Genomic DNA, 12,442 nt, shown 5'->3' with positions numbered 1-12,442 from the left:
AAGTCAAGCTCTTTAGCGCCGATGGTAGTTGGGGGTTTCCCCCTGTGAGAGTAGGACGTCGCCAGGCTTTAATTAATCCGCAGTAGCTCAGTGGTAGAGCTATCGGCTGTTAACCGATCGGTCGCAGGTTCGAGTCCTGCCTGCGGAGCCATTTCTTTTTTTTGCTTCCATAGCTCAGTCGGTAGAGTACTTCCATGGTAAGGAAGAGGTCACCGGTTCAATCCCGGTTGGGAGCTTTGTAAGGGAAGAAGCCAATATACGTTGTTATATATTGGCCCGTTGGTCAAGTGGTTAAGACACCGCCCTTTCACGGCGGTAACACGGGTTCGAATCCCGTACGGGTCACCATTTTTGGAGGATTAGCTCAGCTGGGAGAGCACCTGCCTTACAAGCAGGGGGTCGGCGGTTCGATCCCGTCATCCTCCACCATATATGTTTTAAGTCGGAGGGGTAGCGAAGTGGCTAAACGCGGCGGACTGTAAATCCGCTCCTTCGGGTTCGGCAGTTCGAATCTGCCCCCCTCCACCATTTATATTTAAAATAACATTGGATATACTAATGATTAGTATAGAGGTTTATTGGGCTATAGCCAAGCGGTAAGGCAACGGACTTTGACTCCGTCACGCGCTGGTTCGAATCCAGCTAGCCCAGCCAAGAGCCATTAGCTCAGTCGGTAGAGCATCTGACTTTTAATCAGAGGGTCGAAGGTTCGAGTCCTTCATGGCTCATTTTTTTTGTATATAAAAATAATATGCGAAAGTAGTTCAGTGGTAGAATACAACCTTGCCAAGGTTGGGGTCGCGGGTTCGAATCCCGTCTTTCGCTCCATAATATAATGGGGCCTTAGCTCAGCTGGGAGAGCGCCTGCCTTGCACGCAGGAGGTCAGCGGTTCGATCCCGCTAGGCTCCACCAAGTATGTGTACACAACTTAGATCATTGATTTAGGTTTTTTTTATGTTTATTTTTCAAAAGAAAACAATGTATCGACGAGCAAAGAAGTATAATTATACTCTTCTGTTCGTCTTTTTTATTTTATTAACAAAGTAAACGCTTACAAAATAAGGTAGAAATAGGATTAGTTAATATAAAGGTTGAATACATATGCATAAAAATGTCGAGTTGAACCAAAGTAGACTGAAAATTTATAATAATTAGGAAGGGGTGGGAAAATGAAAAAAAATATCTCGTTAATCGGTGTACCAATGGACCTTGGCCAAACAAGAAGAGGAGTAGATATGGGTCCTAGTGCGATACGATATGCAGACGTGACGAAAGAATTGATGCAGCTAGGTTATACGGTAGAAGATTTAGGTGATATTGAAATTAGTCGTTTTGAACCATCGTTAGAACAAGAAGAAAACTTAAAGAACTTAGTGCAAGTAACAGATGCATGTAGTCTACTAGCAACGAAAGTAGATGCTGCAATCCAGGATAATTCCTTTCCGCTTGTATTAGGTGGTGACCATAGCATTGCAATTGGAACAATTGCTGGTGTAGCGAAGCATTATGAAAACCTTGGAGTAATTTGGTTTGATGCACATGGAGATTTAAATACACCAGAAACAACGCCATCGGGTAATATTCATGGAATGTCATTAGCTATTAACTTAGGACATGGGCATCCATTATTAACGAAAATACATCATAAATATCCGAAGATAAAACCAGAACATGTTGTTATTATTGGGGCAAGATCGTTGGATGAAGGAGAACGTGTTTTCATTAAAGAACACGGCATTAAAGTATATACCATGCATGAAATAGATAGACTAGGAATGTCACGTGTAATTGATGAGACAATGGCGTATTTGAAGCATACAGACGGGGTTCATTTATCGTTAGACTTAGACGGTCTAGAGCCACATGATGCGCCAGGGGTAGGGACACCAGTCCCAGGGGGTATTACGTATCGCGAAGGACATTTAGCAATGGAAATGCTAGCAGCCTCAAGAATGGTTACATCGGCGGAGTTTGTAGAAGTAAATCCAATCCTTGATGAACGAAACCGTACAGCAGTCGTTGCGGTAGGGCTAATTGCTTCATTATTTGGACAAAAAATTTTATAAGGGACAAAGGGGAGATTTATAAGATGATAGCGCTTATAGGTCTCTTTTATTTTCGTTTATTTCTTTATGCTACCTATATAGTGGGACTCTGTTTACTATAGAGAATATATGGTATAATGGGAGCATTACATTGAAATACATATTATTGGAAGAAGGGGTATAATGCCTTTAATAGATGAGTCGATTTTACGTTATCTTTCGAGTGCAGTCGATATTGCTATCGTTTGGTTTATTGTATATAAGATTATTTTAATTGTACAAGGGACAAAAGCAGTACAATTATTAAAAGGTGTTACAGTCATTATTGCTGTTAAATACCTCAGTGCATATTTTAACTTGTACACGTTAGAACGTTTAATGCAAGAAGCAATTAACTACGGGTTATTAGCCGTTATTATTATTTTCCAACCAGAAGTACGACGTGCGTTGGAACAGTTAGGAAGAGGAAGATTGTTCTCTCGTTCAACTGTACATGAAGAAGATGAAGTAATGATGAATATAGAAGCAATTGCGAAAGCAACAGAATATATGGCGAAGCGTCGCATTGGGGCACTTATTTCAATTGAACGAGATACAGGAATGAGTGACTATGTAGAAACAGGTATACCAATGAATGCGAAGTTATCTTCGGAGCTATTAATTAATATTTTTATTCCAAATACACCGCTACACGATGGTGCTGTTATCCTTAAAAAAGGTGAAATTTTAGCAGCCGCTTGTTATTTACCTCTGTCTGAGAATCCATTTATCTCGAAAGAATTGGGAACGAGACACCGGGCAGCACTTGGAATTAGTGAAGTAACAGATAGTTTAACTGTTATTGTATCAGAAGAAACAGGCGTCATTTCGTTAACGAAAAATAGCGAATTGCACCGAGATATTACATCAGAAGAATTAAAATCATTATTAGTGAAAGAAATGCACGTAAATATGAAGCCTACTACGTCTTCTAAATGGTATAAGAGGGGGACGAAGTGATGGATAAATTCATCGAAAGTCAGTGGTTCCTGAAAGGTATCGCATTAATATTTGCGTTACTGTTATTCATTTCATTCGGTTTAGAGAGAAATCCTAATCAAAGCGGATTTCCTTTCTTTACAGGAACGAAGGAAACTGTAGAAGAAGTCCCTGTGAAAATTGAAAACTATGATCAAGAAAATACAGTTGTAGATGGAATACCAGCCACGGTGGATGTCACGCTTGAGGGATCGAATAGTCTCGTATGGGATGCAAGGCTTAAAAAGTTTGAAGTATATGTAGACTTAAAAGATTTACAACTAGGGAAAAATGAAGTTGAATTTAAACACCGGAATGTAAATGAAGATTTAAAGGTGACGATTAAGCCAAAGACGGCAACCGTTTATGTCTATGAAAAAGTAACAAAAGAATTTCCTGTAACTATTTCATATGTAAATGAATCGTCTATGAAGGAAGGATACGTTATACAAGATGCAACGTCTAAGGTAGAGCGTGTGAAAGTTAGCGGTCCGAAAGAAGAAGTAGAGCGCGTAAGTAAAGTGGTAGCACCAATTGATGTAAAGAATGCCGATAAGGATTTCGAGAAAGAAGTACCATTAAGTGCCCGTGACGCGAAAGATAATCCACTTGCTGTGAAAATTGAGCCAGCTGTGGCTAAAGTAGCAGTGGATATTATGTTACCAAGCAAGAAGGTTCCTGTTGTTCCAAAGAAAACAGGAACACCACCAGAAGGTGTTACAATTGATAACCTAGAACCTGAGGTGAAGGAAGTAACGATATTTGGTTTGCAAAAAGAACTAAATACAGTTACATCGATCTCTGTTGAAGTAGACGTGTCTGATATAAAGGAAAGCACGGTTGTACAGGGAGAGATGATTCTACCAGAAGGAATAAAAAGCGTGACGCCAGAGAAACTGAAAGTACGTGTGAATGTCAAAAAAGAAGAAACAAAGACGGTCGATAATATTAAAATTAATCTAATTGGACTATCCGATGAATATAAAGTAACTTTTATTTCTCCATCAAATGGCATGATAGCACTTGATATTTTTGGATTCCAAGATATTATTGATAGTGTCACTGCAAAAGAAGTAGAAGCATATGTAGATGTTAGTAAGCTTTCACCAGGTACTCATGAATTGCCGCTACAGGCAAAAGGACCACAGAACGTCACAGTAGACGTACAAAATAAAAAGGTGAAATTTAATATAGTTAAAAATGAAGCATGATTGTCTGTAAAAGGAGAGAATAAGTTAAATGGGTAAATATTTTGGAACAGATGGTGTACGAGGAGTTGCAAATACAGAATTAACTCCTGAATTAGCCTTTAAAATTGGACGTTGTGGAGGTTACGTATTAACGAAGAGCCAAACGAAGCCAAAAGTTATTATTGGCCGTGATACACGCGTTTCTGGGCACATGTTAGAGGGAGCACTAGTAGCAGGACTTCTATCAATTGGAGCAGAAGTAATGCGTCTTGGTGTTATTTCAACACCAGGAGTAGCATACTTAACGAAAGCATTAGGTGCACAAGCAGGTGTGATGATTTCAGCTTCTCACAACCCTGTACAAGATAACGGCATTAAATTCTTTGGGCCAGACGGATTCAAATTAACAGATGAACAAGAATATGAAATCGAAGCATTAATGGATCAAGAGGTAGATGATCTACCACGCCCATTCGGAGAAGATTTAGGTCAAGTAAATGACTACTTCGAAGGTGGTCAGAAGTACTTACACTACTTAAAACAAACAGTAGAAGAAGACTTCTCGGGTATCCATGTGGCACTAGACTGTGCACACGGTGCAACCTCTTCATTAGCAGCACATTTATTTGCTGACTTAGAAGCAGATATTTCAACAATGGGTACATCACCAAATGGTATCAATATTAACAAAGGTGTTGGTTCGACACATCCAGAAGCATTAGCAGCGTTTTTAAAAGACAAAGGTGCGGATGTAGGTCTTGCGTTTGATGGCGACGGTGACCGTTTAATTGCTGTAGATGAGAACGGGGACATCGTTGACGGTGACCAAATCATGTACATTTGTGCAAAATATATGAGCGATACAGGTAAGTTAAAGCACAACACAATTGTTTCGACAGTAATGAGTAACTTAGGTTTCTATAAGGAGCTTGATAAACACAATATCGATAGTATCCAAGCAGGTGTAGGCGATCGTTATGTAATGGAAGAGATGAAAAAAGGTGGCTACAACTTAGGTGGAGAGCAATCCGGTCATATTATCTTCTTAGATTACATTACGACTGGTGATGGCATGTTAAGTGCGATTCAATTAGTAAATATCATGAAAGTAACGAAGAAGCCATTATCACAATTAGCGAACGAAATGAAAAAATACCCACAATTACTTGTGAACGTGCGTGTAACAGATAAGAAAGTGGCTCTAGAGAATGAACGTATTCAAGCAGTAATTAAAGAGGTAGAAGAAGAAATGAATGGGAATGGACGCGTATTAGTACGTCCATCTGGTACAGAGCCCCTAATTCGTGTTATGGCAGAAGCACCAACGCAAGAAGAGTGTGACACATACGTACACCGTATTGTAGCTATTGTAAACGAAGAAGTTGGTGTAGAATAGGTAAAAAGCTTGGGGATCGAATCCTCAAGCTTTTTTTATATATGAGAAGCAAGATTCTTTTGAAAAGAACGAGCAAAAACGTGCACAAAAAATCTTTTTCATGCATATAAATGGAATGATATCGTTCTCATTTCCTGTAAATTGTTATTTTCCCACTATAATAATTGTTGACAGGTTGAAAACGGTCATGTAATATAAGGATTGTCTTTTTTGTAAGAAGGAAATATATGTTTTTATAGCGCCAGAACTACACACGGACGGTACACGTGTAGTTGACGAGGAGGAGTTTATCGAACATTCGGCGGATAGCTCCCGGTTGCGTATCACAACCGAAATCTCTTATACAAACCATGAGGGCGACCTTGTGAACAAAGATAAGAGACCTGATGCTACAAAGAAGACACAGATCAAAAAATATCAATCGAGAGGAAGGTGTAAACCGTTACGCGTCTACCAAGAAAGGTAACAGGCGATAGGAAGGTAACGGTTATACTTTTACTACCTGAATTATTGCTCTGTTGTCGTAGATGTGGTAACGGTAATTGATTATGTGTGGAATTGTAGGATTTATCGGGAACCAAGGAGCAAAGGAAATATTATTAAAAGGCTTAGAGAAACTTGAGTATCGTGGATATGACTCAGCGGGTATTGCATTAAGCGTACAAGGTGACGTACAAGTATTCAAAGAAAAAGGACGTATTGCAACATTACGTGAAAGTATTCCAGCAGATGTAGATGGCGAAATCGGAATTGGTCATACACGCTGGGCAACACATGGTGTACCAAATAAGCGTAACGCGCACCCTCATTCAAGTCATGGCGGTCGCTTCACACTTGTACACAACGGCGTAATTGAAAACGATATGTTATTAAAGCAAGAATACTTCGCAGGCGTTGAATTCGTAAGTGACACAGATACAGAAGTAATCGTACAGCTAGTAGAGTACTTTGTTTCAAAAGGTTTAGAGGTAGAAGAAGCATTCCGTTCAGCGTTAAAAGAGCTAAAAGGTTCATATGCATTAGCGTTGATGGATAATGAGAGCCCAGACGTTGTTTTCGTTGCGAAGAACAAGAGCCCACTATTAGTAGGTGCTGGAGATAACTTTAATGTTATTGCAAGTGATGCAATGGCAATGCTTCAAGTAACAAATCAATTTATTGAGTTAATGGATAAAGAAATGGTTCTTGTATCATCACAAGAAATCGTGATTAAGAATTTACAAGGTGAAGTAGTAGAGCGTGCACCGTACACAGCTGAATTAGATGCTAGTGACATTGAGAAGGGCACATACCCACACTTCATGTTAAAAGAAATCGATGAGCAGCCATTCGTTATTCGTAACATCATCCAGAAGTATCAAGATGAAAATGACAACATTATGTTAGAAGAAGGTATTCGCAATGCAATCAAAGAAGCAGACCGTCTATACATTATTGCGTGTGGAACGAGTTACCACGCTGGTCTAGTTGGAAAGCAATTCTTAGAAACATTTGCGAAGATTCCAGTAGAGGTGCATGTAGCAAGTGAATTCTCATACAACATGCCATTATTAACAGAAAAGCCACTGTTCATCTTCATTTCACAAAGTGGAGAAACTGCTGATAGCCGTGCAGTGCTAGTACAAGTGAAAGAGTTAGGATACCCAGCAATTACATTAACAAATGCCCCTGGTTCAACGTTATCTCGTGAAGCAGATTACACATTACTTCTTCATGCAGGGCCAGAAATTGCGGTAGCTTCAACGAAAGCTTACACAGCACAAATTGCCGTATTAGCAATTTTAGCAGTCGACAGTGCAAGAGCGAAAGGTTTACACATTCCATTTGACTTAACGAAAGAGTTAGGAATCGTCGCAAATGCGATGGAAGTATTATGTGATTCAAAAGAAGAGATGGAAAACATCGCGAAAGAATTTTTAGCGACAACACGTAACTGCTTCTTCATCGGCCGTGGTATTGACTACTACGTATGCTTAGAAGGCGCATTGAAACTAAAAGAAATCTCTTATATTCAAGCAGAAGGATTTGCCGGTGGAGAGTTAAAGCACGGTACAATTGCTTTAATCGAACAAGGCACACCAGTTATTGCTCTAGCAACACAAGAACATGTGAATTTAAGCATTCGTGGTAACGTGAAAGAAGTAGTTGCCCGCGGTGCAAACCCATGTGTTATCTCATTAAAAGGATTAGAAATGGAAGGCGACCGTTTCGTCTTACCAAGTGTCCTAGAAGCATTTTCACCACTAGTATCGGTGATTCCGCTTCAATTAATCTCTTACTATGCAGCATTACACCGCGACTGTGACGTAGATAAGCCACGTAACTTAGCGAAATCTGTAACAGTAGAATAACGAACAAATAAAAGGTATATGTGTTGTGGATTTAAAATAAAGTTCAAGTAGTGACAGTGAACAGCCCCTATTTTTTTCTTCTCAATGAAGTTAAAATAGGGGCTGTTCAATTATGCTTAAACATTAATCTATTCAATACTTTTTTTGGTTAAACTATATTTCAAACCAGTGCTGTGATAGATTTGTACAATAATTCAATTTTATGTAAATAATCCTATCAGATACTCTTTCGCTAAAATTAAGAAATCTGTTTTTCTCTATTTCTTTCATCCAAGAATATTTCTTCTAATGAAGGCTCATTAACATTTACTTTAAAGATATCGATATTATTATGTGTAAATGCCCTTACAATGTAAGGAATCTTATCTTCTGATTCAACTATTAAGGAAGTTGTATTTCCTTTTGTAACTATATCTGTTCCAATAGAATCAAGGAATTGAGGTACTAAATCAGTTTTTTCACTTGCGAAAAGTGAATGTTTAATTTCGATTTGGTAAGAAGACATATAATGTCTTTTCAATTCTTCTAATGTACCTTGATTTATAATTGAACCGTCTTTCATAATAGCAATCCTATTACAAATTTTTTCAACCTCATTTAAATTATGAGAAGTCATAAAGATGGTTTTTCCTTCAGCTTGTAATTGACGAATTAGTTTTTGGATTTTTAGCCCAGACTCAGCGTCTATACCAGAAGTCGGTTCATCTAAAAAAATCAGCTCAGGATTATGTGCAATAGCTTGAGCTATACCTAATTTCTTTTTCATACCAAAAGAAAATTTACCAGCCTTTTTATCTGCATCGCCTTCAAGCCCTACTTGGCTTAGTATAGAAATTCCTTCTTCAGATGAAAGTTTATGACCATTAATCCGTGCAAAAAATTTGAGATGATCTAATGCTGTTAAAGAGTCATAAAAAGAGGAGTAATCGGGAAGAACACCTATTTTTTGATAAACTTTATTTAAATTTGTTTCATTCAATAACTTAAATGAACCTGCTGTAGGTTGAATAATTCCTGTAATCATATTTATAAATGTAGATTTACCAGCACCATTTCTGCCTAAAAATCCAAATATATCGCCTTTTTTTACGGTCAAACTAATGTTATCAACAACAGTTTTCTTTCCATATTTCTTTGTAAGGTTACTTGTTTCAATTATATTCATTATAAATCTCTCCCTTTAAAGATTGTCGCTGCAATTAAGAATAGTACTCCTGCATAAAGAATGTTAATTAATAAGTAATATTCACCTAGAGTTGAGTAGTAGTACGGAGTAATATACTTAAACCAAGAAATATAGATTTTGTCTGAGTATATTGCCCAAAAACTAATTCCAGGGAAGACCAAGGCAAAAGTAATTCCAAAGAACATAGATAAGGCTGGTTTAGGTAAAATAATGGAGAATATTAGATTGAAAGCTAGAGCAACGGAAAGGAATACCATGCACTCCAAAAGTCCGTACCATAAAAAATTACCAGAAACAAACGTAATTAGAATAAAAGAAGCAGATATACAAAATAGCCAAAATAACCAAACACCTAAATATTTTCCTAATAATATATTTGTTCTTCCTGTTTTAGTAACTAGAAATCTCATGGTTCGGCTACTAACTTCGCGATTAATTTGGTCATGGGAAAGTGAGGCAATAAACAAAAACCCTAAGGCGAATACAATAAATAATGTTCCTAATGCATAACCATCCTTACCAACATCCCCTAATCCTAATTCATCAGCAGAACTTGTCATAGTGTCTGCTATCATGAATGTGACTCCAAATATAATAGCAATTATAATAATGGACTTAACACTTTTAAAATATCCTTTAAATTCGTTTAAACAGATTGACCACATTTTAACATCGTTCCTTTCTATATTTAGTGTAATTCAATTATAATAGTAGAAGATTAAGAGGGAATTAATGGAACCTTAAAACCACCTTAAATAGGAAGAGGAGATTGATATGCAGAAGGGTAGAATATTAATTGTAGATGATGAAAAATCAATTTTGGATATGTTGAAGTTGGTATTAAAAAATGAAGGTTTTATCTCTATTGAAACGTGTACACACGGTAAGGATACTTTAAAGCTAATTAACTCTAACACCTATGACCTTATTATTCTGGATATCATGTTACCAGACATTTCTGGCTACGATATCTTGCCGCAAATACGAAAAGTATCTAACGTCCCTATATTTTTCATTTCCGCAAGGAGTTCCGATTTAGATAAGTTAAAGGGATTTGCTTATGGATGTGATGACTACATAACGAAACCATTTAACCCTCTTGAGGTTGTAGCCAGGATAAAAGTACAACTAGGCAGGTACCTTTCAACAAATAAAATTCAAGTACAAGAAGAATTAATAGATTTCGGAAGGTTTAAGGTAGATTTAAAGTCAGCTGAATTAACAGTAGCTGGAGAGGTAGTGGCTTGTTCAGGGCTAATTTATTCACTTCTAGCATTCTTTTGTAAGAACCCTAATAGGGTGTTTACTAAGGAGCAATTATACTATCAAGTTTGGGGAGATGATATCCAGTTTGATGAGAATACAGTTATGGTACATATTAGAAAACTAAGAGAAAAAATTGAGGGGAATCCTAGTAATCCACAGTATTTAAAAACTGTACGAGGGATAGGTTATAAAATGGTTTCTGAAGAGGTAGTAAGGCCATGAGCTTGAAAAGAAAACTCACTCAACATTTTGTCATTCACTTTATTTTAACCCTTGTAATAATTATAAGTTTTATTACTGGAGCACTTGTTTACTTGTCTTTTAATATTTCACAGTCCGAAATGGAGTCTAATTTTAAAATGGTTTCTGAGGAATATTTAGAACATGCTATTACTGTTGAGAGTGGTAGTGCAGTATTAAATGACAAGGTAAAAGAATCTGTTTTATCAAAGGGTGGATGGCTCCAAATTATTGATCAGACAGGTAAGGTTATTGGTAAATGGAATACACCAGAAGAAGTACCAGATTTTTATGACTTTACGGATATTTTATCTATTGATTCCAGTAAATATCGAACGTATCATTGGGAGATTAATGCAGAGAATGGAACAAAAGTAACCGTATTGTACGGTGAAAGGTTAAAAAGTAAGGAAATATTAAGTGGGATATTATCTATGGAAACTTTTCTTAAAATAAATGAAGCTACTCAGCGATATTTATCGCAGAACGATGCTTGGGTACAAGCTTATAATTCACAAGGAAAAGTTGTAAAAGAATTTCAAGCTCCTCCGGACCTTCAATACACGTTTAATGATATCTTATCCATTGAGAAAGAACCATGGAATTCTGAGTATGATATCTCTACTTACTACGATAAGAACGCAGATTATGTGTATGTAATAGGAACGAAGAATGTAAATTATAGCCCAGAACATATTACAGATGAAATTATTAATGGTTCACTTCTAAAAAGTTTGGGAATAATTACACTTATAATTATTATATTAATCATAGGACTTTCATTTTGGTACGGTCAGAGATTCGGAGTACCTTTGTTATACATGATGAAAAGGATTAATAACATGTCCGAAGGTAAGTTAGAAGAACCAAAAAACAAAAAAGGTAAAATTTCCATACTAAACAAAGATGGAAATTTAAACAAAAAATATAAAATTTTTAACGAAGTATTCACATCTTTAGATACACTAGCATTTAATTTGAAAAAAAATGAAGAATTACAAATACAGATGAATAAAACCCGTGAGGAGTGGATTGCAGGGCTTTCTCATGATCTTAAGACACCACTAAGTTCAATATATGGTTATGCCGTTTTACTAGAATCTGAGGCTTATAATTGGTCTAAAGAAGAAACAATTAATTTTGGTAACATTATTAAAGAAAAATCTGAGTATATGAATGAATTAATAGAGGATTTAAATCTTACATATAGATTGAAAAATAATGGACTACCAATAAAAAAAGAAAATCATAATATTACTTCGCTTTTGCAGGAAATAGTTGTTAGTTTTACAGTAGAAGAAAATTACATGCATTTTGAGCATGCGGGAGTATCATTATTTCTTGAAGTAGATATTAAATGGTTTACAAGAATCATTAACAATTTACTAGCAAACGCGATTAAGCATAATCCGAGGGGAACAGAGATCAGTATTAAAGTGGAGCAATCCAATTTGTCTACTACTATTGTAATTGAAGATAATGGAATTGGTATGGATAAAGAAACAGTAGATAATCTTTTTAATCGTTATTACCGCGGTGGCAATACAATGGAGAGTGACAATGGTTCTGGCCTTGGGATGGCTATTGCTCATCAGTTAGTAGTTGCGCATGGTGGGGATGTGATGGTAATCAGTGAGGAGAATAAAGGTACTGTAGTCAAATTGACTTTTTATAAAAATAAAACCAAATAAAAGTACCCCACCATTAGAGTGGGGTACTTTTATTTTTAGAAGTAAACTAACATTTCAAG

9 protein-coding genes and 9 tRNA genes are annotated in these 12,442 nt (G+C 36.7%); 16 read left to right on the top strand and 2 right to left on the bottom strand.

Going from position 1 to position 12,442, the window contains the following annotated elements; translation table 11 throughout:
- Window positions 1-76 precede the first annotated feature (76 nt).
- The 14 genes from IEV41_RS18345 (at window position 77) to glmS (ending at window position 8,000) form a co-directional block, all read left to right on the top strand.
- Window positions 77-151, top strand: a tRNA-Asn gene (locus IEV41_RS18345).
- A 12-nt stretch (window positions 152-163) separates the two neighbouring features.
- A tRNA-Thr gene (locus tag IEV41_RS18340) sits at window positions 164-236 on the top strand.
- 37 nt (window positions 237-273) lie between these two features.
- Window positions 274-348 (top strand) — tRNA-Glu (locus IEV41_RS18335).
- A 5-nt stretch (window positions 349-353) separates the two neighbouring features.
- Window positions 354-429, top strand: a tRNA-Val gene (locus tag IEV41_RS18330).
- A 15-nt stretch (window positions 430-444) separates the two neighbouring features.
- A tRNA-Tyr gene (locus IEV41_RS18325) sits at window positions 445-528 on the top strand.
- Window positions 529-579: 51 nt separating this feature from the next.
- Window positions 580-654 (top strand) — tRNA-Gln (locus IEV41_RS18320).
- Between the two features lies 1 nt (window position 655).
- Window positions 656-728, top strand: a tRNA-Lys gene (locus IEV41_RS18315).
- 25 nt (window positions 729-753) lie between these two features.
- Window positions 754-828: transfer RNA gene (locus IEV41_RS18310), tRNA-Gly, on the top strand.
- 9 nt (window positions 829-837) lie between these two features.
- Window positions 838-913, top strand: a tRNA-Ala gene (locus IEV41_RS18305).
- 257 nt (window positions 914-1,170) lie between these two features.
- Window positions 1,171-2,067 carry an arginase gene (gene rocF / locus IEV41_RS18300; RefSeq protein ID WP_188389965.1) on the top strand — a complete coding sequence of 299 codons (897 nt, stop codon included), beginning with the start codon at window positions 1,171-1,173 and terminating at the stop codon, window positions 2,065-2,067.
- 162 nt (window positions 2,068-2,229) lie between these two features.
- On the top strand, window positions 2,230-3,045 hold the full coding sequence (gene cdaA / locus IEV41_RS18295; RefSeq protein WP_188389964.1) for a diadenylate cyclase CdaA: 816 nt from the start codon (window positions 2,230-2,232) through the stop codon (window positions 3,043-3,045).
- Window positions 3,045-4,274, top strand: a complete 1,230-nt coding sequence (locus IEV41_RS18290; RefSeq protein WP_188389963.1) for a CdaR family protein — start codon at window positions 3,045-3,047, stop codon at window positions 4,272-4,274. Before cdaA ends, IEV41_RS18290 begins: the two co-directional genes overlap by 1 nt.
- Before the next feature lie 28 nt (window positions 4,275-4,302).
- Window positions 4,303-5,649 (top strand): phosphoglucosamine mutase, encoded by a 1,347-nt coding sequence (glmM, locus tag IEV41_RS18285; RefSeq protein WP_188389962.1) that lies wholly within the window; start codon window positions 4,303-4,305, stop codon window positions 5,647-5,649.
- A 548-nt stretch (window positions 5,650-6,197) separates the two neighbouring features.
- On the top strand, window positions 6,198-8,000 hold the full coding sequence (gene glmS / locus IEV41_RS18280; protein WP_188389969.1) for a glutamine--fructose-6-phosphate transaminase (isomerizing): 1,803 nt from the start codon (window positions 6,198-6,200) through the stop codon (window positions 7,998-8,000).
- 238 nt (window positions 8,001-8,238) lie between these two features.
- Here the strand turns inward: glmS and IEV41_RS18275 are convergent, their stop codons facing one another.
- Together IEV41_RS18275 and IEV41_RS18270 are read right to left on the bottom strand one after the other, a co-directional pair.
- Complete coding sequence (locus IEV41_RS18275; RefSeq protein ID WP_188389961.1) at window positions 8,239-9,165, bottom strand: ABC transporter ATP-binding protein; 927 nt, start codon at window positions 9,163-9,165, stop codon at window positions 8,239-8,241.
- On the bottom strand, window positions 9,165-9,761 hold the full coding sequence (locus tag IEV41_RS18270) for an ABC transporter permease subunit (protein WP_229722286.1): 597 nt from the start codon (window positions 9,759-9,761) through the stop codon (window positions 9,165-9,167). Before IEV41_RS18270 ends, IEV41_RS18275 begins: the two co-directional genes overlap by 1 nt.
- 199 nt (window positions 9,762-9,960) lie before the next feature.
- Between IEV41_RS18270 and IEV41_RS18265 the strand changes: the two genes are divergently transcribed.
- Together IEV41_RS18265 and IEV41_RS18260 are read left to right on the top strand one after the other, a co-directional pair.
- On the top strand, window positions 9,961-10,674 hold the full coding sequence (locus IEV41_RS18265) for a response regulator transcription factor (RefSeq protein WP_188389959.1): 714 nt from the start codon (window positions 9,961-9,963) through the stop codon (window positions 10,672-10,674).
- Window positions 10,671-12,383, top strand: coding sequence for a sensor histidine kinase (locus IEV41_RS18260; protein ID WP_188389958.1), 1,713 nt, complete (start codon window positions 10,671-10,673; stop codon window positions 12,381-12,383). The genes IEV41_RS18265 and IEV41_RS18260 overlap by 4 nt, the downstream gene beginning before the upstream one ends.
- The last annotated feature ends 59 nt before the right edge of the window (window positions 12,384-12,442 follow it).

This window comes from Priestia taiwanensis (assembly GCF_014638355.1).
Taxonomy (GTDB): Bacteria; Bacillota; Bacilli; order Bacillales; family Bacillaceae_G; genus Priestia_D; species Priestia_D taiwanensis.
This window is presented reverse-complemented; position numbering and strand designations above follow the sequence as displayed.